19 protein-coding genes are annotated in these 22,821 nt (G+C 69.3%); 12 read left to right on the forward strand and 7 right to left on the reverse strand.

Going from position 1 to position 22,821, the window contains the following annotated elements; all coding sequences use genetic code 11:
* Nucleotides 1-34 precede the first annotated feature (34 nt).
* Complete coding sequence (locus ACIO3S_RS14645) at nucleotides 35-3,253, forward strand: ATP-dependent helicase (protein WP_400464781.1); 3,219 nt, start codon at nucleotides 35-37, stop codon at nucleotides 3,251-3,253.
* Nucleotides 3,199-6,486, forward strand: coding sequence for a UvrD-helicase domain-containing protein (locus ACIO3S_RS14650; RefSeq protein ID WP_400464784.1), 3,288 nt, complete (start codon nucleotides 3,199-3,201; stop codon nucleotides 6,484-6,486). Before ACIO3S_RS14645 ends, ACIO3S_RS14650 begins: the two co-directional genes overlap by 55 nt.
* A 621-nt stretch (nucleotides 6,487-7,107) precedes the next feature.
* Here the strand turns inward: ACIO3S_RS14650 and ACIO3S_RS14655 are convergent.
* Nucleotides 7,108-8,913 (reverse strand): hypothetical protein, encoded by a 1,806-nt coding sequence (locus tag ACIO3S_RS14655; RefSeq protein WP_400464787.1) that lies wholly within the window; start codon nucleotides 8,911-8,913, stop codon nucleotides 7,108-7,110.
* A 37-nt stretch (nucleotides 8,914-8,950) separates the two neighbouring features.
* Here ACIO3S_RS14655 and nudC point away from each other — a divergent pair, with 37 nt between their 5' ends.
* Nucleotides 8,951-9,862, forward strand: a complete 912-nt coding sequence (gene nudC / locus ACIO3S_RS14660) for an NAD(+) diphosphatase (protein WP_400464789.1) — start codon at nucleotides 8,951-8,953, stop codon at nucleotides 9,860-9,862.
* A gap of 6 nt (nucleotides 9,863-9,868) precedes the next feature.
* Here nudC and ACIO3S_RS14665 read toward each other — a convergent pair whose 3' ends face one another.
* A complete protein-coding gene (locus ACIO3S_RS14665; protein ID WP_091051217.1) occupies nucleotides 9,869-10,114 on the reverse strand; it encodes a mycoredoxin in 246 nt (81 codons plus the stop codon).
* A gap of 91 nt (nucleotides 10,115-10,205) precedes the next feature.
* On the opposite strand from ACIO3S_RS14665, the gene ACIO3S_RS14670 reads away from it, so the two are divergent.
* From ACIO3S_RS14670 to ACIO3S_RS14685, 4 genes are all read left to right on the forward strand, one after another.
* Complete coding sequence (locus ACIO3S_RS14670; RefSeq protein ID WP_160027404.1) at nucleotides 10,206-12,257, forward strand: ATP-dependent DNA helicase UvrD2; 2,052 nt, start codon at nucleotides 10,206-10,208, stop codon at nucleotides 12,255-12,257.
* A 138-nt stretch (nucleotides 12,258-12,395) separates the two neighbouring features.
* Nucleotides 12,396-12,611, forward strand: a complete 216-nt coding sequence (locus ACIO3S_RS14675; protein ID WP_400464793.1) for a hypothetical protein — start codon at nucleotides 12,396-12,398, stop codon at nucleotides 12,609-12,611.
* 104 nt (nucleotides 12,612-12,715) lie between these two features.
* Nucleotides 12,716-13,015: a WhiB family transcriptional regulator gene (locus ACIO3S_RS14680; protein WP_141802912.1), complete on the forward strand. Its 300-nt coding sequence runs from the start codon at nucleotides 12,716-12,718 to the stop codon at nucleotides 13,013-13,015.
* A gap of 140 nt (nucleotides 13,016-13,155) precedes the next feature.
* Nucleotides 13,156-13,320 (forward strand): hypothetical protein, encoded by a 165-nt coding sequence (locus ACIO3S_RS14685; protein WP_229788002.1) that lies wholly within the window; start codon nucleotides 13,156-13,158, stop codon nucleotides 13,318-13,320.
* Between the two features lie 133 nt (nucleotides 13,321-13,453).
* On the opposite strand, the gene ACIO3S_RS14690 is transcribed toward ACIO3S_RS14685, so the two are convergent.
* Nucleotides 13,454-15,100, reverse strand: a complete 1,647-nt coding sequence (locus ACIO3S_RS14690; RefSeq protein ID WP_400464797.1) for a GMC oxidoreductase — start codon at nucleotides 15,098-15,100, stop codon at nucleotides 13,454-13,456.
* Nucleotides 15,101-15,227: 127 nt separating this feature from the next.
* Between ACIO3S_RS14690 and ACIO3S_RS14695 the strand changes: the two genes are divergently transcribed.
* From ACIO3S_RS14695 to ACIO3S_RS14705, 3 genes are all read left to right on the forward strand, one after another.
* Nucleotides 15,228-16,328, forward strand: coding sequence for a dihydrodipicolinate reductase (locus ACIO3S_RS14695; RefSeq protein ID WP_400464799.1), 1,101 nt, complete (start codon nucleotides 15,228-15,230; stop codon nucleotides 16,326-16,328).
* Nucleotides 16,325-16,807, forward strand: a complete 483-nt coding sequence (locus ACIO3S_RS14700) for a carboxymuconolactone decarboxylase family protein (protein WP_400464802.1) — start codon at nucleotides 16,325-16,327, stop codon at nucleotides 16,805-16,807. The genes ACIO3S_RS14695 and ACIO3S_RS14700 overlap by 4 nt, the downstream gene beginning before the upstream one ends.
* Before the next feature lie 79 nt (nucleotides 16,808-16,886).
* On the forward strand, nucleotides 16,887-17,051 hold the full coding sequence (locus tag ACIO3S_RS14705) for a hypothetical protein (protein WP_400464805.1): 165 nt from the start codon (nucleotides 16,887-16,889) through the stop codon (nucleotides 17,049-17,051).
* 2 nt (nucleotides 17,052-17,053) lie between these two features.
* On the opposite strand, the gene argS is transcribed toward ACIO3S_RS14705, so the two are convergent.
* From argS to ACIO3S_RS14720, 3 genes are all read right to left on the reverse strand, one after another.
* Nucleotides 17,054-18,751, reverse strand: coding sequence for an arginine--tRNA ligase (gene argS / locus ACIO3S_RS14710; protein WP_400466432.1), 1,698 nt, complete (start codon nucleotides 18,749-18,751; stop codon nucleotides 17,054-17,056).
* 158 nt (nucleotides 18,752-18,909) lie between these two features.
* Nucleotides 18,910-19,683, reverse strand: a complete 774-nt coding sequence (locus ACIO3S_RS14715; RefSeq protein ID WP_400464808.1) for a hypothetical protein — start codon at nucleotides 19,681-19,683, stop codon at nucleotides 18,910-18,912.
* A 205-nt stretch (nucleotides 19,684-19,888) separates the two neighbouring features.
* Nucleotides 19,889-20,047 (reverse strand): DUF5679 domain-containing protein, encoded by a 159-nt coding sequence (locus tag ACIO3S_RS14720; protein WP_091051197.1) that lies wholly within the window; start codon nucleotides 20,045-20,047, stop codon nucleotides 19,889-19,891.
* Between the two features lie 554 nt (nucleotides 20,048-20,601).
* Here ACIO3S_RS14720 and ACIO3S_RS14725 point away from each other — a divergent pair.
* Both ACIO3S_RS14725 and ACIO3S_RS14730 read left to right on the forward strand, forming a co-directional pair.
* The gene (locus ACIO3S_RS14725; RefSeq protein WP_400464813.1) at nucleotides 20,602-21,627 is read left to right on the forward strand and encodes a PHP domain-containing protein; all 1,026 of its coding nucleotides are present in this window, start codon (nucleotides 20,602-20,604) and stop codon (nucleotides 21,625-21,627) included.
* Between the two features lie 11 nt (nucleotides 21,628-21,638).
* Nucleotides 21,639-22,184, forward strand: a complete 546-nt coding sequence (locus ACIO3S_RS14730; RefSeq protein ID WP_141795322.1) for a M48 family metallopeptidase — start codon at nucleotides 21,639-21,641, stop codon at nucleotides 22,182-22,184.
* Here the strand turns inward: ACIO3S_RS14730 and ACIO3S_RS14735 are convergent.
* Nucleotides 22,103-22,762 (reverse strand): dihydrofolate reductase family protein, encoded by a 660-nt coding sequence (locus ACIO3S_RS14735; RefSeq protein ID WP_400464817.1) that lies wholly within the window; start codon nucleotides 22,760-22,762, stop codon nucleotides 22,103-22,105. The genes ACIO3S_RS14730 and ACIO3S_RS14735 overlap by 82 nt on opposite strands.
* Nucleotides 22,763-22,821 lie beyond the last annotated feature (59 nt).

Consider the following 22,821-nt stretch of genomic DNA (forward strand, 5'->3'; position numbering starts at 1 on the left):
AAAACTGTCGGTGCCGTCTGATTGGGTGGGACCCGTGAGTGTCGCCTACCGCCTTGCCCCGCCGCCGAGCGCTGCCGGAGTGCCGGTGCTCGACGAGCACCAGCGGTCGGTCGTGGAGCATCCCGGCGGGCCGCTGCTGGTGCTGGCCGGACCAGGGACCGGCAAGACGACCACGCTGGTGGAGGCGGTGGTCGACCGGATCGAGAACCGCGGCGTACGTCCTGACCAGCTGCTGGCGCTGACCTTCTCCCGCAAGGCCGCCGAGCAGCTGCGCGACCGGGTGACCGCGCGGCTGGGGCGGACGCTGTCGGGGGCGGTCTCCTCGACGTTCCACTCCTTCGCCTACGGGCTGGTGCGCCGCTACGCACCGGCCGAGCTCTACGCCGCCCCGCTGACGCTGCTCTCCGCGCCGGAGGCCGATGTGGTGCTGCAGGAGCTGCTGGCCGACCACCCGGAGTCGGTGAGGTGGCCGGAGCGGTTCCGGATGGCGATCGGCACCCGCGGGTTCGCGCGTGAGGTGCAGACCGTGATCGCGCGGGCGCGCGAGCGCGGGCTCGACCCCGACCAGCTGGTGGCGCTCGGCAAGGACGAGGGCATCGAGGAGTTCGTCGCTGCCGGGTGGTTCCTGGAGCAGTATCTCGACGTGCTCGGTGCGCAGTCGGCGATCGACTACCCCGACCTGATCATGCGTGGGGTGATCGAGGCCGAGCGGCACGCGGTCGAGCTCCGGGCCGAGTTCGCCTGCGTGTTCGTGGATGAGTATCAGGACACCGACCCGAGCCAGGTCGCCCTGCTTCAGGCGCTGGCCGGCGACGGGCGCGACCTGATCGTGGTGGGTGACCCCGATCAGTCGATCTACGGGTTCCGGGGCGCGGACGTGAACGGGATCCTCGACTTCCCCTCGCAGTTCCTCACCCGGGAGCGCCGGCATGCGCCGGTGGTGGCGCTCGGGACGACCCGCCGGTTCGGGTCGCGGCTGCTGCGGGCGTCGCGGTCGATCGCGGCGGGCATCTCGGTGCGCGGCGCGATCCCGGCCGCGGCCTACGACACCTTCCGCAACCCGCACCCGCTTGCCCAGGACCCCGGCCGGGCCGAGGTGCTCACCTTCGACACCGACCGCGCCGAGACCGAGCACATCGCCGACCTGCTTCGTCGAGCGCATCTCGAGGACGGCATCGATTGGTCCGACATGGCTGTCCTGGTGCGCTCGGGGCGCACCTCGATCCCGCAGCTGCGCCGGTCGCTGACCGCCGCCGGCGTACCGGTCGAGGTCGCCGCCGACGAGACGCCGCTGGTCCGCGAGCCCGCCGCCGCGGTCCTCCTCGACGCGCTCGGGATCGTCGTCGACGCCGACGTCGAATCCGACCTCGACGAGCGCTACGTACGCCCCGACCGCTGCGAGGAGCTGCTCACCGGTCCTCTCGGCGGCCTCGACGCCACCGACGTCCGCGCGCTCACCCGCACCCTGCGGGCGAGGTTCCCCGACGTCGCCGCCCACGATCTCGTGCGTCGTGCCGTGCTCGATCCGTCGCTGCTCGACCCGGAGGAGAGCGGGGACGGTGAGGAGCGGGTGCTGGGGCGGGTGCGCCGGCTCGCGGTCCTACTCGCCGAGGCCCGGGCCGCGCTGAAGGAGGGGGCCGGGGCGGAGCAGGTGCTGTGGACTCTGTGGGACGGTGCCGAGTGGGGGCAGCGGCTGCGGGCGCAGGTGGAGTCGGGCGGTGCCGCGGCGCGGCTGGCCCACCGTGACCTGGACGCGGTCGTGGCCCTCTTCGACACCGCCGCCAAGATCGAGGGCCGCCAGGAGTTCACCTCGGTGGAGACCTTCCTGGCCACGCTCCGTGCCCAGGAGATCCCGGCCGACACCCTGGCCGACAAGGGTGTGCGCGGTTCGGCGGTGCGGCTGCTCACCGCCCACCGCTCCAAGGGGCTGGAGTGGGGTCTCGTGGTCGTCGCCCACGTCCAGGAGGGCGCCTGGCCCGACCTGCGCCGGCGCGACTCGCTCCTCGGACCCGACCGGATCGCACCGGCGCTGCCGGACGGCCGTCACGGCGGGCTGCTGCCGCCACTGACCCGGACTGCGATGCTCGCCGAGGAGCGCCGGCTCTTCTACGTTGCGGCCACCCGCGCCCGGTCCCGGCTGGTCGTGACCGCGGTGAAGTCGCCCGACGACGACGGTGACCAGCCCTCGCGGTTCATCAACGAGCTCGGCCTGCGCGAGGACCAGATCCGTCACCGCGTCGGCCGGCCGACACGGCCGCTGTCGCTGGCCGGTCTGATCGCCGAGCTGCGCCGCACCGCCGCGGATCCGGCCCAACCCGACACGCTGCGCGAGGCGGCCGCGAGAAGGCTGCAGAAGCTGGCCGCGACCGAGGTGCGCGGCAAGCGGATCGCGCTCGCCGCCGACCCGTCGACCTGGTGGGGGCTGCGGGCCCCGACGTACGCCTCGGCCGCGGTGCGTCCCGAGGACCGTCCGATCACGCTGAGCGCGTCGGCGCTGGAGGCGATCCTGACCTGCCCCGCGCAGTGGTTCCTGGCCCGCGAAGCGGGCGGTGCCGTCACGGACTCCTCGAGCCAGGGGTTCGGCAAGGTCGTGCACGCGATCGCCGAGCAGCTCGCTCGTGGCGACCTCGACGCCGCCACCGTCGAGGACCTGATGCCGTTCGTGGACGAGGTCTGGGGCCGCCTCGAGTTCCGTACGCCATGGTCCGCTGCCCGCGAGCGCGAAGCGGTCCAGGATGTGCTGGCCCGGTTCCTGACCTGGCACCGGCGCCCCGGCGCGCGGACCGTGATCGGGTTCGAGGAGCAGCTGACCGCGAAGGTATCGCTGCCCAGCGGGGAGACGGTGCGGCTGAACGGGTATGCCGATCGCTTGGAGCTCGACGAGAGCGGCCGGATCGTCGTCGTCGACCTGAAGACCGGGAAGTATCCGCCCACCGCGCAGGAGGTCAAGGAGCACGGCCAGCTCGGCCTCTACCAGCTGGCCGTCGAGCACGGCGCCGCGTCCGAGCTCGCGCCTGGGGCGACCTCCGGGGGAGCGGAGCTGATCCAGCTGCGCCATCCCGCGGGTTCGGGGAGCGAGCTGCCGAAGGTGCAGGTGCAGGCGCCCGAGCCGCCCGAGATCATCACCCAGCTGGAGAAGGCGGTGGCGACGGTCCGGGCCGAGGAGTTCGTGGCCAGGCCCGGCAAGCAGTGCGACCGGTGCCAGTTCGTCGCGCTCTGCCCGGCGCAGACCTCGGGATCGGTGCTGTCGTGACCCCTGAGATGAGTTCCGCGATGAAGGTCGAGACCCCCGAAGAGCTCGCCAAGCTGATGGGCCACGACTGGCTCTACAGCGAGGAGCAGTTCCGCGCGATCACGGCTCCGCTGGAGCCGGCCGTGGTGATCGCCGGTGCCGGATCCGGCAAGACCGCGGTGATGGCTGCTCGAGTCGTCTGGCTGGTCGCCACCGGCCGCGTACTTCCCGGGGAGGTGCTCGGCCTGACCTTCACCACGAAGGCGACCGCCGAGCTGGCCACCAGGATCAAGGAGTCGCTGCAGAAGGCGGGGCTCTGGCCCGAGCGACGCGACGGTCCGCCGCGGCCCGGTGAGGAGGACGACGAGCCCACCGAGCCGACCGTTGCGACCTACCACTCCTACGCCTCCGGCCTGCTCTCCGAGCACGGGCTGCGGATCGGCCACGAGCCCGACACCCGCCTGATCGCCGACGCGACCCGCTACCAGCTCGCGGCTCGAGCCGTTGCCCGGCACACCCACCCGGTGGAGAAGCTGACCGACTATCCGAAGCTGGCCGTCCAGCAGCTGCTCGCGCTCGACTCCGAGCTCTCCGAGCACCTCGTCGACCCCGCCACGCTGCGGGCCTACGACCGCAACGAGCGGTCGCTGTTCGCGCTCGAGGTGGCCGACCTCAACTCCCAGCTGGCCGACGGGAAACGGGTGAAGACCAAGCTGACCAAGGTCGAGAAGGCGATCGACGCGATCGACAAGCGCTACGAGCTGCTCGACCTCGTCGACGGCTACCGGCGGCTCAAGGACCGGCTCGGACTGATGGACTTCTCCGACCAGATCGCGCTGGCCGCCCGGCTGGCCGTGGAGACGCCCGAGGTCGGTGAGATCGAGCGCGGGAAGTTCAAGGTCGTACTGCTCGACGAATACCAGGACACCTCGGTGGCCCAGGCGCAGATGCTCGCCCGCCTCTTCGGCGACGGACATCCCGTCACCGCCGTCGGCGACCCCAACCAGGCGATCTACGGCTGGCGCGGCGCCTCGGTGAGCAACATCCTCGAGTTCGGCCGCGACTTCCCGACGAAGGACGGGCGTCGCCCGGCCTACTCCCTGACCGTCAACCGCCGCTCCGACGCGCGCATCCTCGATACCGCCAATCATCTGGCCGCCCAGCTCTACGAGGGCCGGGAGAAGGAGCGCCTGGTCGCCGCCGAGGGCGCGCGCGACGGTGAGGTGCAGGTGCACGTCCACGAGACGTACGACGATGAGCTGCTCTGGCTCGCCGACAAGGTGATCGAGGCCCATGAGGCGGTCGGGGAGTGGAAGGAGATCGGAGTCCTGACCAGGGACAACTCGCAGGCGGCAGCGGTCTTCGACGCGCTCACCGCTCGCGAGATCCCGGTCGAGATCGTCGGTCTGAAGGGGCTGCTCCGGCTGCCCGAGGTGGCCGAGGTCGTGGCCACCATGGAGCTGCTCCACGACGTCACTGCCAACGCCGCGCTGCTCACGCTGCTCGCCGGTCCGCGGTGGGCGATCGGGCCGCGCGACCTGGCCATCCTGGGTCGGCGCTCCCGCGACCTGGCCGGCGTCGTCGGTGGGGCGGAGGAGTTCGCCGACATCGAGCGGCAGCTGGAGGCGGCGGTCGAGGGCACCGACCCCACCGAGATCCCCTCGCTCAACGACGCCCTGGAGGATCCGGGCGACCCCTCCGACTACGACTACTCGCCGCAGGCCAGGGAGCGGTTCAAGCTCCTCGCCGAGGAGCTCCGTGGGCTGCGCCGCGCGGTGAACGAGCCGCTCCTCGACCTGGTCCGGCGGATCATCGACGTCACCGGCATCGACGTCGAGCTGGCCGCCTCGGTCTCTCCGGCAGCCTCGGCCAGGCGCGACAACCTCGACCTCTTCGTCCAGGCGGTCGCCGACTTCGAGGGACTCGACGGCCAGGTCACCCTCGCCGCACTGCTGGCCTACCTGGAGGCTGAGGACGAATACGGCCAGGGTCTCGACGTCGCCACGCCCTCGGAGGCCGACTCGGTCAAGCTGCTCACCGTCCACCGAGCCAAGGGGCTGGAGTGGGACGTCGTCTTCCTGGTCGGAGTCACCCACAAGAAATTCCCCACCGGCCAGACGCGCTCGTCGTGGCTGACCGTCCCCTCGGTCATGCCCGCCGCGCTCCGCGGCGACCGCGACGACCTGCCGCAGCTGCAGGGCCACGACGCCGACTCGATCGACGAGCTCCTCGCCGAGCGCAAGGAGCACGAGCGGGTCGAGGAGCTCCGGCTGGCGTACGTCGCCTGGACCCGAGCCCGCCACATCCAGTTCGTCTCGTGCTGGCGCTGGTCACCCTCGCTCAAGGAGGGGCGTGGGCCGTCGGTCTACGTGGAGAAGACCCGCGAGGCGCTGCTCCAGTGGGGAGCCAAGCCCGACCGGTGGGCGGATGTCGTGGTGAAGGGCGAGGAGGAGAATCCGTACGCCGCGCAGGAGGTCGACCTGCCCTGGCCGATCAACCACCACACCCCCGAGGTGGAGCGCCGTCTGGAGGCGGCGAGGCTGGTTCGGGAGGTGGGACCGGGGCCTGACGATCTCGATGACCTCACCCTGCTCGAGACGGTGAACCAGTGGGACGAGGAGATCGAGCGGCTGCTCACCGAGGCGGAGCGCGAGCGCGCTCCCGAGGTGGTCGTACCGCTGCCCTCGTCGCTGTCGGCCACCGCCATGTCGAAGCTGCGTGACGACCCGCTCGGCTTCGCCGCCGACCTGGTCCGCCCGATGCCCCGCAAGCCGTCCTCCCAAGCCCGCTTCGGCACCCGGTTCCACGCCTGGGTCGAGGCCCGCTTCGGCCAGCAGGACCTCTTCGACCCCGACGACCTACCTGGTCGCGCCGACCACGGAATCGAGGACGAGTCCGGTCTCGAGGAGGTCATTGCCGCCTTCGAACAGGGCCCGTTCGCCGACCGCCCGCCGTACCGGGTCGAGGCGGCCTTCGCGATCGTTCTGGCAGGTCAGGTCGTACGTGGCCGGATCGACGCGGTCTACCAGGAGCCCGACGGGGGCTTCCTGATCGTGGACTGGAAGACCAACCAGACCCAGAACGCCGATCCTCTCCAGCTGGCCCTCTATCGGCTTGGGTGGGCTGAGCTGATGGGGGTGCCGTTGTCGCGGGTTCGGGCTGCGTTCTACTACGTGCGCTCTGGTCGGCTTGTCGAGCCTTCTGCTCTTCCTGGTCGGGAGGAGTTGGAGGGGATCGTGGGTGGGGATCGGTAGCGCCTTCGTTTTCGGCGCTCGTTTTGTCGGCGTTTATTTGTGGTTGGGGTTTGCCGCCGACCCGTTCTTGGAGGGTGTTCTCGCCGAACCCCGGAGTAAAGGACGGCCTTCGGCCGCCGGCTGACGCCGGTCGCCTGCGGCGATCCTTGACACCGGGATTCGTCGAGAATTTTGGCTGGCTATCGGGTCGGCGGCAGGGGTTTGGCGCAGCGATGTGGGTTGGGTAGGGGCTTGGGGACTGGGGTGGGCCGACCGCCGGAAGGAATTTTCCTTCCGGCGGGGCGAACGAATTTTCGTTCGCCTCAGAGGGAGCCTGGCCCCGAGTGGGGTCGGCGCGTGGAAGAAATTTTTCTTCCACCCGGAGACCCCATGTCTGGTCTAGGCGTGGAGCGGTCACCTGCCGTGGGTGCGTGTGCCGTGGCCACACCCGGGCCGCCGCCCCGATAGCCAGCCAAAATCTTTCTCGACATGGTCCGGTGTCAAGGATCGCCGAAGGCGGCCGGCGTAGCCGGCGGCCGCAGGCCGTCCTTGACTCCGGGGCAGGTCGAGAACACTCTCGAAGAACGGGTCGGCGGCCCAGCCCAACCCGAAGGATCGGTCGCCAACCAATGCCAGACCGAGCTACTTGACCGTCCGCGCAACCTCCGGCAACTCCCCAGACTCACGCAACGAGTCGAGCAGATCGCCAGGCAGTATCCAGACGGTCGCATACGGGAACGGCCGCTCGCGCAGCATCACCGCACCGGTGACGTACGCCGGCTCGCCGTCCGGGCAGGAGAAGACGATGTCATCGCCCCACTCCCACTCGCGCTCGACGATGGTGGGCAGCATCCACCACATCAGCCAGTTGCGCTCGGAGTTCATCGCCGAGGGGCGGCGGGGGCAGTTGTCGTCGTAGGCGACGACCGCGTCGGGGTGCTCGGCGAGGATCGAGCGCAGGTCGTCGATGACCGGGGTGGCGTGGTCGAAGCGGTCGTGGAACTCGTCGGAGGCGACGTCGGCGACGGCAGAGCCGGCGGTGCCCACGACCAGGACGAGCGCGGTGACGACGACCGAGCGCACTCGGTCAGCCCTCGGTGAGCTCAGCCGAGTGCTGAACCGGGAGAGGGCCGCGAGGAGGGTCCAGATCGCCAGCGGCACCAGGGCGCACAGGGTCGCGATCAGCCAGAAGCGGTTGTCGTTGGTGAACGACGGGATCGGTCCCGGCTGCGGGAACTCTCCGTCCGGAAGCGCCCACCACCACGGGATCGCGCCGGGGATGTGCGCCGGGGTGGTGTAGGCCCAGGTGGGGGCGTCGGGGGCGACGACGAGGATGGTCACCAGCGAGATCCAGGCGACGATCACCCAGGTCCAGACGAGGACCGCGCGGGAGCGTACGGCCTGGATCGCCGCGCACACCCCGGCCAGCACGAGGACCGCGAAGACGGGATCGATGTAGCGCCCATAGATCCAGTAGTCGAAGCGGCGCCACTCCATGGTGAACAGCGAGTACTCGTTGCCCCAGTTCAGGCAGCTGAGGACGTACATCGACCCGGCCGCGATCAGCACGAACCCGGCCGGCCCCACCTGGCGCGAGCGGAGCTCCTTCCAGAACAGGGCGGTCACCACGACGAGGCCGACGACCACGACGCCGAAGCTGCCGATCATCTGCGTCCAGGCCTCGCCGGTGAAGGTGTCGACCCAGTACCGCGGGTTGGCCTGGGTGACCTTCTCGAAGAAGCCCTGGGCCTGGATGAACTTCCACGGCACCAGCTGCGCGTGGAACCAGAGCGCGGCCTTGTTGGCGATCACGGCGAGCACGCCGGTGGCGACGAGTCCGACAAGGGCGACCTGCCACCTGCGTACGAGGAAGAAGATCAGCCACAGGCAGACCGCGGCCACGAAGACCTGCATCCGGGCATGGGAGAAGAGCGCGAGCGCGGTGAGCAGGCTGAGCAGGAGTACGCCGCGGTAGGTCGGCTTCTCCCAGAGTCGGAACGCGACCAGGGTGGCCAGGACGACGAGCAGCGTGACCAACCGCTCGGAGAGGATGTAGTCGGCCTGGATCGCGCGCGGCGGCAGGGCCATCACGATGGCGCCGGCGACCACACCCTGCGCCGGTGTGACTCCGCTGAGCCGCACCGCGACCCGAGCCAGCGGCCAGATCGTGAGCATGCTGATCACCAGACCGACGACGATCGCCAGCTTGTAGAACGTGAAGACGTTCGACGTGACCAGCCACAACGGCGCCAACAGCACGCCCCACCCGGGGTAGTAGCCAGGGGTGTTCAGCTGTGGCGAGTCGAGCCAGAGAACGGTCCGTCCATGGATGACGGTCCCGATCTCGTCGTACATGAACGAGAGGTTGGAGCCCCAGGCGATGTAGACGTTGATCGCCAGAGCGACCACGACGGAGACGACAGCGGCGATACGCCAGAACCGATCCACGCCGCGGAACTTATACCCACCTCCTAGGCTCTGACGGGTGGACTCCCCGAAGCTGCCCATCCATCTGCGAATCATTCAGGATCCCCACGACCGCTCCGGCCATCTGCGCGCCGATGACGGCTGGGTCGACAAGGCCTGGTCGGACGAGACCACGAGGGTCCTCGTGGTCGCCGGCAACAGGGTCGAGCCGTCAGGCAGGACCGGCGTGAGGTGGCGTACTCCGGAGGATTCTCCGGAGGGGATCCGGCTGCTCCTCGGCGACACCGCCGAAGGTGCCCGGTTCGCGGTGCTCACCGGGCGCGAGGAGGCCGATGAGACGTGGCGTGATCTGCGCGGGCTCTTCCCCGCGCTGCTCGCCGACACGACCGAGGCGAGCTTCCTGATGCACGCGATCGGGCTGGCCGAGTGGCATCGGGCGACCCGGTTCTGCTCCCGGTGCGGCGGCAGCCTCGAACCGCGCGCAGCCGGCCACGAGCTGGCCTGCGCGAATGGACACGTGAGCTTCCCGCGTACCGATCCGGCGGTGATCATGCTGGTGACGTCGGGAGAGCCCGGGAGCGACGAGGAGCGTTGTCTGCTCGGCAACCACACCCGCTGGCCCGCGCCCAACTTCTCCACCCTCGCCGGCTTCGTCGAACCGGGGGAGTCGCTCGAGGACGCGGTCCGTCGCGAGGTCGCCGAGGAGGTCGGCGTACGAGTCGGGCAGGTCGACTACTTCGGCAACCAGCCCTGGCCGCTGCCGGCCAGCCTGATGCTCGGCTTCTTCGCGCGTGCGGCGTCGGACGAGATCACCGTCGACGAGGACGAGATCCGCGAGGCGCGCTGGTTCACCCGCGCGGAGCTCGCCGCGGTCGCGGAGAGCGGTGAGATCAAGCTGCCCAGCGGCATCTCGATCAGCCGCTCGCTGGTCGAGGAGTGGTACGGCGGGGAGCTACCCGGCTCGTGGTGACCGGCCTCAGACCAGCTCGGCGAGCTTCGCCTTGACCTGAGCGATCGACGGGTTGGTCATCGCGGTGCCGTCGGCGTAGACGAGGGTCGGGACGGTCTGGTTGCCGCCGTTGACCTGCTCGACGATCTGCGCGGCCTCCGGGACCTGCTCGATGTCGACCTCGTCGAACGTGATGTCTTCACGGCCGAGCTGACCCTTGAGTCGCTGGCAGTATCCACACCAGGGTGTGGTGTACATCGTGAAGCTGCTCATCGGGGGCTCTCCTCATCAGAACTGTCGGTGCGAGCCAATAGTCTTGGCCTGCAAGGCATAACGTTCCCACCCCGAGGAGTTCTTCCCGCCCATGACCCCCGAGTCCCTCCTCGCCGCCCTCGACCCTGAGCAACGCCGGGTGGCGGAGGCACTGCGGGGTCCGGTCCGGGTTCTGGCGGGTGCGGGGACCGGCAAGACCCGGGCGATCACCCACCGGATCGCCTACGGCGTCGCCACCGGCGTCTATGCGCCGCAGGAGGTCCTCGCGGTCACCTTCACCACCCGGGCAGCGGGGGAGATGCGGCAGCGGCTGCGGGCGATGGGCGCCGGCGCGGTCCAGGCGCGCACCTTCCACTCCGCGGCCCTGCGCCAGCTGCGGTTCTTCTGGCCGAAGGTCTACGGCACCGAGCTGCCCAACCTGACCGAGTCGAAGATCCCGCTCATCCGCGCGGCCGCCCAGCGCCAGCGGATCAACGTCGACCAGGCCCAGGCGCGCGACCTGGCCTCGGAGATCGAGTGGTCGAAGGTCTCCAACGTCCACCCCGACGACTACCCGAAGTCGGCCGAGGCTCGGGGCCGGGAGGTCGGCGGCCTGACCCCGTCGATGGTGGGACACATCTATGCGGCGTACGAGGACGTCAAGCGCACCCAGGCACGCATGGACATGGAGGACGTGCTGCTCCTGACCGCCGGGCTCCTGGAGCACGACGAGCGCGTCGCGGCGCAGGTCAGACGGCAGTACAAGTGGTTCACCGTCGATGAGTTCCAGGACGTCTCGCCGCTGCAGTCGGCGCTGCTGGACCTGTGGCTCGGCGGGCGCAGCGAGCTCTGCGTCGTCGGCGACCCGGCGCAGACGATCTACACCTTCGCCGGAGCCGATGCCGCCTACCTGCGTGACTTCCCGAAGAAGCACCCCGGCGCCACCTCGGTCGAGCTGGTCCGCAACTACCGCTCCTCGCCGCAGGTAGTGAAGGCCGCCAACAAGATCCTGGAAGGTACGCCGAGCGCCGGTGTCCAGCTGCAGGCGCAGCGCGACTCGGGGCCGGCCGTCGAACACGTCGAGCAGCCCGACGAGGTCGCCGAGGCCGAGGGCGTCGCTGCCGAGATCCTGCGTCTGCACCAGTCCGGCAAGCCCTACAACGAGATGGCGATCCTGTTCCGGATCAACGCCCAGTCGGAGGCGTACGAGGACGCGCTCACCGCGCGCCGGATTCCGTACGTCCTGCGCGGGGCCGCCCGATTCTTCGACCGACCCGAGGTCCGCGAGGCGGTGACCCGGATCCGCGGTGCGGCGCGAGGCGGCCAGGGTGCCGTGATCGGTGACGAGCTGCTGGAGTCGGTCCACGGGATCCTCGCGGGGATGGGCTGGACCTCCGAGCCGCCCGAGGGGCGGGGGCAGACCCGCGACCGCTGGGAGTCGTGGCAGGCGCTGATCGACCAGGCGCGCACCTTCTCCGCAGCCGGCGGCGACCTGGCCGGACTCGTCGCCGAGCTCGACCGCCGTGCGGCCGAACAGCACGCACCGGTCCCGTCGGGAGTGACCCTGGCGACCTTCCACGCCGCCAAGGGTCTGGAGTGGGACTCGGTGTTCCTGGTCGGCCTCCAGGACGGCACGATGCCGTTCATCCTCCGCGGCGAGGAGCCGACTCCGGCCGAGATCGAGGAGGAGCGGCGACTGCTCTACGTCGGCCTCACCCGGGCGCGGGTGGACCTGACCCTGTCCTGGGCGCTGGCGCGCCAGCCGGGCCAGGCTGCGCGGCGCAGGCCGTCGCGGTTCCTCGACCCGCTGCGGCCGACTCGGTCCGCGGTGCCGACGCGGCGCCCCGGCTCCGGGAAGGCGCGGATGTGCAACGCCTGCGGCGGGCCGCTCGGCTCGGCGGCCGAGAAGCGGATGGGCCGTCACGAGGGCTGCGACGCGCCCTACGACGAGGAGCTCTACGGCCGGCTGAAGCAGTGGCGCAAGGAGACCGCCGAGGCGATCCGTAAGCCTGCGTTCGTGGTCTTCACCGACGCGACCCTGGAGCAGATCGCCGAGCAGAAGCCGGGAACCCTCCAGGATCTGCAGCGCATCGCCGGCATCGGCCGCAGCAAGGTGGAGACGTACGGCTCGGAAGTCCTTGATGTGATCGCCGCCGACGCCTGAAAACCCTTCAAAGAAATTCCTCGAAATCAACCGGTTTAATCGTTTGCGGCCGACATGCCCGGCCGGTTACTGTTCCTTCATCAAGTAAAACCGCGCGCCGTTGAGGCGCGCCCGACAGCCCCGAAGGAGGTGGCCCCAGTGAAGATCAACTCGATCCAGACGCCGATCAATGGCATCGCCATGTCCGCGTGCGGCCACCCCGAGCTGTCCGGCCCGACCTGGGCCACCCCGGCTGCCGGTGCCTTTATGGGCGCCGGTTACGGCACGCGCGTCGAGGGACTCGTGTCCCCGCAGGCGGATGCCATCAAGGTCAAGTCCCACGGGATTCGAGCCTGGAGCTGTTCGACTACGTAGAACCACGTAGTCACAGCAGCCTCCAGGCCGCGGAACCCGAAACCCGGGATCCGCGGCCTTTCTGTTTCTCAAAACCCGCGATCAGTCACAAAGGAGGTGTACATATGACCAGCATTCTCGAGCCCGAGGTCACTCTCGGCGTTCTCCATGACCGCGCCAACCGCTACGACGAGGACCAGCTGCCCTGCCGGGTCAACAACCCGGAGCTGTGGTTCGCCGAGTCTCCTGCCGACGTCGAGTTCGCCAAGGCACTCTGCGCGACCTGCCCCGTGCAGCCGCTCTGCCTCGCCAGCGCCCTCGACCGGCGTGAGCCCTGGGGCGTCTGGGGCGGCCAGCTGCTCCTGCAGGGGAAGGTGATCCCCCGCAAGCGGCCCCGTGGCCGGCCCCGCAAGGACGCCGCCTGATCAACACCATCAACAACACGCCGTTTCAACGACGAAAGGCAACAGCCATGAACACGATCGTGATGACCATGGGCGCCGGAGCCCGCTGACCAGCAGGAGAACGAACAGACATGAACACCAACCGAGTACGGAGCACTCAGATGAACTTGCTTTACGAAGACCTGGCGCGCGCGCAAATGTCCGCGCGCCTGGGAGAGGCGCGTGAACTGCGGCGAGGCCATGCCCTCGTCAAGGCCGCTCGCCTGGGCCGCAAGGCCGAGCGAGCCGCCGTCCAGGCGAAGCTGGCTCTTGCCCGCGCGCTGTAAGTCCCCGATGGGACCCCAGACCCCTCGACAAGCTCGGGACACCGCCTCACCCCTCTGATCGCGGGTGTGGAAGATGACCGGCCAGTCCGAGAAACCCTCGGACTGGCCGGTCCTATGTTGTGCCCCGATCCGGTCAGAGGTCGGTGGCGATGATCCTCTCGATGTTCCGCTCCGCGAGGGCGGTGATCGTGACGAACGGGTTGACGCTCGTGTTGCCCGGAATGAGCGAACCGTCGATGACGTAGAGACCGTTGTAACCGTGCAGCCGGCCGTAGTTGTCGGTCGCCTTGTTCAGGACGGCGCCGCCAAGGGGGTGGTAGGTCAGGTGGTCACCCCAGATCTTGTTCGTGCCGAACAGGTCGGTCCGGTAGATCGTCCCTTCCGTCCGGTTGATCTTGTCGAAGATGGTCTTCGCCATCGTGATGGAGTCCTGCTTCCACGCGGTCTGCCACGACAGGTCGACCTTGCCGGTGGCCGAGTTGTAGCTGAACGCCGCGCGGCGCTGGGTCTTGGTGATCGCGAGATAGAAGGACGCGAACGTCTCGATTCCGGTAGGCAGGGGCGCGACCTCGGCGAAGGCGCCGCCGGCGTCCCAGTTGTCGATGCCGGAGCATGGGATCGTCGACTGCACGTCACCGGTCGGGTCCCACATGTGGTTGGCGCGCCCGACCATCACGTTGCCGTTGTCACCCCATCCCTGGCCGATGTCGCTGTTCAGTGCGGGCAGCGCGCCGGTCGCCTTCATCTTCACCAGCAGCTTGCTCGTGCCGACGCTGCCGGCCGCGAAGAACACCTTGCCCGCGTTGACCGTCTTCGTCGCCACCACGTCGCCGGCGGTGTTGATCTGTTCCAGGACGACGTCGTACCCACCGCCTGCCGCGGGCCGGACCGACGTGGCCCGGTGCAGAGAGGAGATGGTGACCTTCCCGGTGGCGGTCGCCTGAGCCAGGTACGTCTTCGGCAGCGTCCTCTTGCCGTGGTTGTTTCCGTAGATGACCTCCTGGGCCAGCGCCGACTTCGGGACGCTGCCGTTGTCCTCGGCGACCATGTAGTTCCAGTCGTACACGTCCGGGACGAACGTCCACGCGAAGCCTGAGCGCTGAGCGTGCTTCCGGCCCACGCGTGAGTACTGGTAGTAGGAGGTCCGTTCGAACCAGTCGGGGTCGACGGATCCGACGCCGAGGGCGGCATTGGCCCGCGGGTAGTAGGTGGAGTACATCTCCGCGGCATCCACCGAGGGGAGGACGGCTCCGAAGTTCTCCCGCTTCGGCGTAACGGCCATGCCGCCGTTGACGAGCGAGCCGCCGCCGACGCCGCGTCCCTGGTAGACGGAGATGCCGGCGAAGTCCTCGGCGTCCAGGATGCCGGCGTACTTCGGGACGTCCTTGTCGATCGGGAACCCGAGGAAGTTGCTGAGCGGCTGTTTGGTCCGCGTACGCATCCAGAAGGACCGATAGTCCGGAGCGCTCACCTTCGGGTGGATCTTGCCGTCCGGGCCGGGCGCGACCGTGGACCAGTCCTGCCCCATCTCGACCATGTGGACGTTGATGCCGGCCTGGGCCAGCCGCAGGGCCGCGACCGAGCCCCCGTAGCCGGTGCCGATGACCAGCACCGGGACCTGCGCGCCGTTGCCGATCGACGATGCCGCAGCTGATGCCCATGTCGGGCTGGCTCCGAATGCTCCTCCCAGCATCCCGACACCAGCCAGTGAGCCCGCGCCGAGCACGAACCCTCGGCGTGACAGGCCCCGCGACCTGTCCTCTCGTGGTGTGTTGCTCAAGATGACCTCCCTTTTCATCACTGATTGCTAGAACATGTTCTAGTATGCCGGTGGGGGTGTCACAGGTTCGCAACATTCACGCAATCCGGCAAAGCAAACCAACAGGGCAACCGGCAAGGGAGATCGCATGGTCAGCGCATGCGTTTGGGGCACGGGAAACATCGGTCGACTCGCCATCCGCGCGGTCGACGCACATCCACGACTCGAGCTGACGAGCGTGCTCGTCCACGACCCCGAGAAGGTCGGCCGGGACGCGGGCGACCTCGCGGAGCTCGGCCGTGATCTCGGCGTCGCCGCCACCGACGACATCGACGCGGTGATCGCAACGCGTCCGCAGGCCGTGGTGTACGCCGCATCGGGCGACATCCGTCCGGACGAGGCTCTCGCCGACATCGTGCGAGCTCTCGGAACCGGGGCCGTGGTGGTCACGCCGGCCCTCTACGCGCTCTACGACCAGCGCAACGCTCCGCCGGAGATGCGCGAGCCGGTGCTGGCCGCGATCGCCGAGGCCGGCGGGTCCCTCTTCGTCTCCGGTGTCGATCCGGGGTGGGGCAACGACGTGCTGCCGCTGCTGATCAGCGGTCTGGGCAGCACCGTGGACGTCGTCCGGTGCCAGGAGATCTTCGACTACTCCACCTACGACCAGCCCGACTCCGTCCGCTATCTCGTCGGGATGGGGCAGCCGATGGACTACGACGCCCCGATGCTCATGGAGACCGTGCCGACGATGGTGTGGGGAGGCCAGGTCCGGTTGATCGCACGCGGGCTCGAGGTCGAGCTCGACGAGATCCGGGAGACCGTCGAACGGCTGCCTCTGGACGAGACCGTGACCACGGAGTCGATGGGCGACTTCGAGAAGGGCACCCAGGGCGCGGTGCGCTTCGAGGTCCAGGGGATCGTCGCCGGGGAGCCGCTCATCGTCGTCGAGCACGTCACCCGCATCCACCCCTCCTGTGCCCCGCACTGGCCGACGCCACCGGACGGCGACGGCGCCCACCGGGTGATCATCGAGGGCGACCCGAGGATCGAGGTGACGGTCGAGGCGACCGACAAGGCCGGCAACCGGGCAGCGGGCGGCAACGCCACCGCGGTCGGACGGCTCGTCGGCGCGATCGAATGGCTCGTCGACTCGGCCCCCGGCCTCTACGACGCGCTCGACGTACCGCTGCAACCGGCAACCGGCAAGCTCGGCGCGGCCAAGGCCGCCCAGGAAGGTGTGACCGCATGATCGTCGACGTCCCCGACGGACGGGATCCGATCGAGTACGTCTGGGGCGAGATGGTCCCCGGCATCGGCCCGGCGGCCGCCGGGCTCTCGCTCGCGGTCTACGAGCACACCACGCTCGGGCTCCGCGAGTTCGAGGCCGCCCGGTTGCGGATCGCGCAGATCAACGGCTGCGTCTTCTGCCTCGACTGGCGCACCGAACGAGACGGGGAGAAGGTCGAGGAGTCCTTCGCCGAGGCGGTCGAGCAGTGGCGTACGACCGACGCCTTCGACGACCGCACCCGGCTCGCCGCCGAGTTCGCCGAGCGCTACGCGATCGACCACCACGGCATCGACCAGGACTTCTGGGACCGGATGTCGGCCCACTACACCGATGCCGAGATTGTCGAGCTGAGCATGTGCCTCGGATCGTGGCTGGCGTTCGGCCGTCTCAACCACGTTCTGGGCCTCGACACCGCCTGTGTGCTGCCTGCCCGGACGTAACACGGCCCTGACAATCAGGTGACGCAGAATTTCGGTGTTGCGCCCTCTGAACCGCAGGATTTCGACCTATCGTTGAGACATGAAGACCTGCGATTTCTGCGGATGCTACGAGGCCGACCCACACCGCCTCCTGGCGTGGACCACCGCGGTTGAGCGTGGGCGTTCGAAGTCGTTCTGCGAGGCCTGCTCGCGACGTCACGTGCGCTCCATGGAAGCCAAGCTCGACTCCGACTGGTGGGCGTGAGCTCACATCCTTCGAGGCGCCTCGATCCCGAGGAGCCTGAGTCCCTCTGACAGCACTCGCCGGGTCGCCTCGCACAACGCGAGCCGGGTCTGCCTGACCTCGCCCGGTGCCTTGAGCACCGGGCAGGTCTCGTAGAACGCCGTCAACGCGGTCGCCAGGCCATAGAGGTACGCGGTCAGGTGATGCGGCTCCAAGGTGCCGGCGACCTTGGCGACCACCGGGGCGAAGCCGGTCAGCTCCAGCGCCAGCCGCTGCTCGGCCGGGTGGGACAGGTCGCTGACGGCGTACGTCTGCTGCGGAGCCTGCGCGAGGATGCTGCACACCCGGGCATGGGCGTACTGCAGATACGGGCCGGTCTCGCCGGTGGTGGCCGACATCCGGGCGAGGTCGAAGACGTAGTCGCGGGCGAGGTTGTTGGAGAGGTCGGCGTACTTCACCGCGGCGTTGGCCACGGCGCGTACGACTTCCGTGCCGGCGTAGCTGGCCGCGGCGGCCTCCTCGGCGGCGTCCAGGAGCGCGGTCAGCGAGACCGTCTCTCCCGAGCGGGTCTTGAACGGCCGGCCGTCGGGGCCGAGCACGGTGCCGAAGCCGATGTGCTGGACCTCCACCGAGTCGGTCAGCCAGCCGGCGGCGCGGGCGACGGCGAAGACCATCTCGAAGTGCTGGCTCTGCCGGTGGTCGACGATGTAGACGATCCGGTCCACGGCCAGGTCGTCCACCCGGTGCCGGATCGTGGCGAGGTCGGTGGCGGCGTACCCGAACCCACCGTCGGCCTTCCGCACGATCAGCGGCAGCGGCGCGCCGTCGCGGCCGGTGAAGCCGTCGGGGTAGACGACCTGCGCGCCGGCCGACTCGGTCAGCAGACCCGATGCCCGAAGGTCGTCGACGACGCCCGGAAGCTGCGGGTTGTAGCGGCTCTCGCCGTCGAAGTCGTCAGCGGTCAGGAGTACGCCGAGCCGGCTGTAGGCGACCTCGAACTCGGCCATCGAGGCGTCGACGAGCGCCTGCCACAGGGCCAGGGTGGTCGGCTCGCCGGACTGGAGCGCGACCACCCGCTGCCGGGCGGCCACGGCGAAACCCGGATCGTCGTCGAAGCGCGCCTTGGCCCGCTGGTAGAGCGCGAGCAGCTCGGTCATGTCCAGGTCGGCGACGGCCGCCGGATCGGTGAGCCCCTCGCCGAGCAGCTCCTCGACCAGCATGCCGAACTGCGTGCCCCAGTCGCCGAGATGGTTCTGCCGTACGACCTCGTGGCCGGCGTAGGCCAGCACCCTGGCCAGAGAGTCGCCGATGACCGTGGAGCGCAGGTGGCCGACGTGCATCGGCTTGGCGACGTTGGGGGAGGAGTAGTCGACGACGACCCGCTGCGGGCTCTCCGGGGTGGGTACGCCCAGGTGTGGGTCGGTCAGCAGGTCGCCGACGACCGCGCTGAGGAGGTCGGGGGACCAGGTGAGGTTGAGGAACCCGGCGCCGGCCAGCTCGAGGGTGCCGAGGCGATGTATCGAGCTTGTCGAGATGTCGCCGAGGTCGATGGCGTCGACAAGTCGGGCGCCGATCTCCCGCGGCGGGAGGCCGAGCGGACCGGCCAGCCGCAGCGGCAGATTGGACTGGAGGTGGCCGAACTCGGGCCGGGTGGCCGGCCGCAGCTCGGGATCGATACCGGCATAGGCGTCGCCGAAGCAGGTGACGACGGCGTCCTGCAGGTGTGCGGACAGGGCAAGAGTGTGCTCGTGCACGAGAGTGGTCCTAGGAGGTGAAGAGGGCAGGCTGACGCAAAGGCGGGGTCAGAGACCCATGCCTCGTCGTCGCAGCGCGCTCTTCGTGACCATGTCCGCAAGAGTGCCGGAGGCATCGGTGCAGGTCAAGCCGGTTCGCCCGCGCCCGGTCCGGCCGAGGCGATGAGGTCCCAGGCGCAGCCGCAGTAGGGATGCCGCAGCCAGGGCCGCACGGTGGGCGCGTCGTCACGGGTGAGGACCACCAACGCCGACCACGACGCGGGGGTGCGTCCGGCGAGGTAGGTGCGGGCGTCGCGTACGGCCCAGGAGAGCGCGAGGGACTGCAGCAAGGGGTCGCTCGGCACCTCGTTGCCGACGAGCTGGCTCACGACCACGGCCCTCCGCTCGTCCTCCTCGGCGAGCGTCGCGTCGACGCAGCGAAGGCAGGCGGTGACCCCGGGTACGACCAGCGGGCCCACCGTCCAGGTGTCGGGTCCGCTCTCGACGACGAGGTGTGCCCGGCCCTCGCGCACCTGCTCGTCTGCTCTTTCGCGGTCGAGCGGTCCCTCGGCGAGGAGCACGACGATGTCCGGGGTGCTCGGCGTTGCCGGCGCCGGTCCGATCAGCGCCTGTGCCGTCGAGAGCAGGGCAGGCGGACCGTCGAAGCCCACCCGTGGTGGCGGGTCGCCGCCGTCTGCGTCCATCAGCAGGCCCGCGTTGCCCAGCTGCTGCATCGCGTGCCGTCCGGGCAAGTGGTCGGGCTCGACCGCCCGGCCCGCGGCGAGGTCGGTCAGCAGGCGGCGTACCTCCACGCCGTCCTGCACGATCGCCCGCCGTGGCGGGTCGATGCCGATCTGGAGTCGGGTCTCATCACGTCGTACGGCCACATACCCCGGCCGAATCCGGTAGCGCGTGCTCATGCCGGGGAGTCTCACACCACGCTGGATTTCCCGCACCGACAATCCACGGGCCTGTGGATAACCTGCCGAGGCGTCACCTGCGTCGGCCGAGTTGTCACGTGGGTGACGCCTCGGCCGACGGGGCTGACGCTTCGGCAAAACGTGGCAGCGGCGCCGCCGGACATGCCGGGGACGCCGCCGCGTGGGCTCAGGATGAACTGAGTGGTCAGGCCTTACCGAGAATGCGGTTGAGATTGGTGCTGCAGACGGGGCAGACGGCCTTGGCCATCTTGGTGCCCTTGTCGTTCACCCGGATCTCACCGGTCGCCTCGCGCTTCTCCTTGCACTTCACGCAGTAGAACTCGCCGCTCCAGGTCTCCGCCATGACGGCCTCCTTGCCTATATGTAACTGGTCGTCGCGACGGGGTTGTCAGGGAAGCCCGTCGGAAGCTCGTCATGACGAGCCAACTCGACCCTACGACACGCGGCGCTTCCTGCGGCAACACGGGCTATCAAGCGAGTGTCGGCGTGTTGGCGTCATACCGGGGGATTCGGGGCTTTCGAGGGTGCATCGAAGGTCTGTCGAAGGCGCTCGCGAAGGTCTCGAGGTGAGGACAAAACTGGAGGGACCCCCGGTGCCTGGATCGTCCTTCGCCTTCCCCTTGCGAAGGCCGTCCGGCGGCGCCGGGGGTCCCACTGACATCGAACTTAAAGAGGATGTGGGAGCGCGTCAACGTCCCACTCCGTGTTGCCTGTGGACAAGATGTGGACAACCCCGCTTTGCTTGGGGACAGCCGGTGGAAGACACGCCCTTTTCTGTGAGTAACCAAGTGACTGAAAGGAGAATATTCGGTTGAATCAGGACCTTGACCTGGGAAAAGCATTCTCCACCGGTTGTGGAGGCAAAAATAGTTGGAGGAAGATTTGGTAGGCGAGCCGTTGTCCCCCGTTGCAGCCCTGCGTCGGATCGCATTCCTGCTCGAGCGCGGGCGCGAGGACACCTACAAGGTGAAGGCGTTCCGCGCCGCGGCGGCAGCGATCCTGCCCCTCTCCGAGGAGGACGTACGCCGCCGGGCGGCCGAGGGCACCCTGACCGAGCTGAGCGGGGTCGGGGCGAGCACGGCCAAGGTCATCGCCGAGGCCGCGCGCGGCGAGGTTCCGCAGCGGCTGCAGGAGACCGAGCGCGTCCATGGCGGTCCGCTGACCGCGGGCGGAGCGGGGGAGAGGCTGCGGAGCAGGCTCCGCGGCGACCTGCACAGCCACTCCGACTGGTCCGACGGCGGGTCGCCGATCGAGGAGATGGCCTTCACCGCGATCGAGCTGGGCCATGAGTACCTCGTGCTCACCGACCACAGCCCGCGGCTGACGATCGCCAACGGTCTCAGCGCCGCCCGCCTGGAGCGTCAGCTCGGTGTGGTCGACGCGGTCAACGACCACCTCGCCGGGCACGGGTTCACCCTGCTGAAGGGGATCGAGGTCGACATCCTCGACGACGGCAGCCTCGACCAGAGCGACGAGATGCTCGCCAAGCTCCATCTGCGGGTCGCCAGCGTCCACTCCAAGCTCAAGATGGAGAAGGAGCAGATGACGAAGCGGATGGTCACGGCGGTCTCCACGACCCGGATGAACGTGCTCGGTCACTGCACCGGGCGGCTGGTCACCGGAAACCGCGGCACCCGGCCCGGCAGCCAGTTCGACGCCCGCAAGGTCTTCGAGGCGTGCGCCAAGCACGAGGTCGCGGTCGAGATCAACTCCCGGCCCGAGCGGAGAGACCCGCCGACCAAGCTCCTCGAGCTCGCCCGCGACGCCGGTTGCCTCTTCTCTATCGACTCCGACGCACACGCTCCGGGGCAGCTCGACTTCCTCGTCCTGGGGTGCGAACGAGCCGAAACGGCGGGTATCGAAGAGGAACGGATCATCAACACCTGGCCTCGGGATCGCCTGCTGGCCTGGGCGAACAGGTAGTTTCTTGACCTATGGACGGCCCGGAGATCGAGGTGCGACGCAGCAAGCGGCGTCGGCGTACGGTCTCCGCCTACCGTGACGGCGACCGCATCATCGTGATGATCCCGGCCGCGATGTCCCAGCGGGAGGAGGCCGAATGGGTCGAGCAGATGGTCGCCCGCCTGGAGAAGGCCGAACGGCGTCGCAAGCCCAGCGACGATGATCTGATGCGACGATCGGCCGCGCTGAGCGACCAGTACTTCGGCGGTCTGGCCAAGCCCGACTCCGTGCGCTGGGTCGACAACCAGAACAGCCGCTGGGGCTCGTGCACCCCCGGCGACCGCTCGATCCGGCTCAGCGACCGGCTCCGCGGCATGCCGAGCTGGGTCGTCGACTACGTTCTCGTCCACGAGCTCGCCCACCTCTTCGAGGCCAAGCACAACGAGGCGTTCTGGGCGTGGGTCGACCGCTATCCGCAGGCCGAGCGTGCCAAGGGCTACCTGGCGGGCTGGTCCGCAGCCGCCAAGCTCCCCGCCCCTCCGGGCGAGGAGGACGACGACGTCGAAGAGATCGACTGACCCACGGCGTACGTGAGCGCGACCGTGCCGAGACTCGTCGAGGCGATGTCCTCGAGCCGCAGCGAGCACGGCGACGGCAGGTCGCCGAAGAGTCGCTTTCCAGTGCCGAGCAGCAACGGATGCACGAACAGCCGCAGCTCGTCGACGAGCCCGGCGCTCATCAGCTGACGGACGAGGTCACCGCTCCCGAGCGTGACGATGGTCCCCTGACCCTCGGCCTTGAGGCCGGCGACCGCCTCGACGACGTCTCCCTCGAGCACGCTCGCACCGCTCCAGGCCAGGTCGTCGAGGGTGCGGGTCGCGACGTGCTTCGGGGCGGAGTTGAGGCTCGCCGCCATCGGGTCGGTGTCGGGCTGCGTCGGCCAGAACTCCGCCATCTTCTGGTAGGTCCGCCGACCCATGACGTACGCCGAGGTCTGCGTGCCGATGTCGGGAGAGAGGACCTCCCCGAGCGCGGCGCCGTACGGCGCGCCCCACCCGCCGTGCTCGAAGCCACCATCCCGGTCCTCGTCGGGGGAGCCGAGCCCCTGCATCACGCCGTCCACGCTCAAGAACTCCACGATCGCCAGTTTTCGCATGACGACAGCCTGCTCCCTGCGCGAATCGGCTGGCTTGAACGAAATCGACCGGCGATCAT

It is taken from the genome of Nocardioides sp. NPDC087217 (genome assembly GCF_044744805.1).
GTDB lineage: Bacteria > Actinomycetota > Actinomycetes > Propionibacteriales > Nocardioidaceae > Nocardioides.

What these genes read in the sequence shown, in the direction of transcription:
- ACIO3S_RS14665 (WP_091051217.1), bottom strand. Translation starts at nt 10,114, where the DNA reads ATGAGCAGCTTCACGATGTACACCACACCCTGGTGTGGATACTGCCAG.
- ACIO3S_RS14670 (WP_160027404.1), top strand. Translation starts at nt 10,206, where the DNA reads ATGACCCCCGAGTCCCTCCTCGCCGCCCTCGACCCTGAGCAACGCCGG.
- ACIO3S_RS14680 (WP_141802912.1), top strand. Translation starts at nt 12,716, where the DNA reads ATGACCAGCATTCTCGAGCCCGAGGTCACTCTCGGCGTTCTCCATGAC.
- ACIO3S_RS14685 (WP_229788002.1), top strand. Translation starts at nt 13,156, where the DNA reads ATGAACTTGCTTTACGAAGACCTGGCGCGCGCGCAAATGTCCGCGCGC.
- ACIO3S_RS14695 (WP_400464799.1), top strand. Translation starts at nt 15,228, where the DNA reads ATGGTCAGCGCATGCGTTTGGGGCACGGGAAACATCGGTCGACTCGCC.
- ACIO3S_RS14700 (WP_400464802.1), top strand. Translation starts at nt 16,325, where the DNA reads ATGATCGTCGACGTCCCCGACGGACGGGATCCGATCGAGTACGTCTGG.
- ACIO3S_RS14705 (WP_400464805.1), top strand. Translation starts at nt 16,887, where the DNA reads ATGAAGACCTGCGATTTCTGCGGATGCTACGAGGCCGACCCACACCGC.
- ACIO3S_RS14715 (WP_400464808.1), bottom strand. Translation starts at nt 19,683, where the DNA reads ATGAGCACGCGCTACCGGATTCGGCCGGGGTATGTGGCCGTACGACGT.
- ACIO3S_RS14720 (WP_091051197.1), bottom strand. Translation starts at nt 20,047, where the DNA reads ATGGCGGAGACCTGGAGCGGCGAGTTCTACTGCGTGAAGTGCAAGGAG.
- ACIO3S_RS14730 (WP_141795322.1), top strand. Translation starts at nt 21,639, where the DNA reads ATGGACGGCCCGGAGATCGAGGTGCGACGCAGCAAGCGGCGTCGGCGT.
- ACIO3S_RS14735 (WP_400464817.1), bottom strand. Translation starts at nt 22,762, where the DNA reads ATGCGAAAACTGGCGATCGTGGAGTTCTTGAGCGTGGACGGCGTGATG.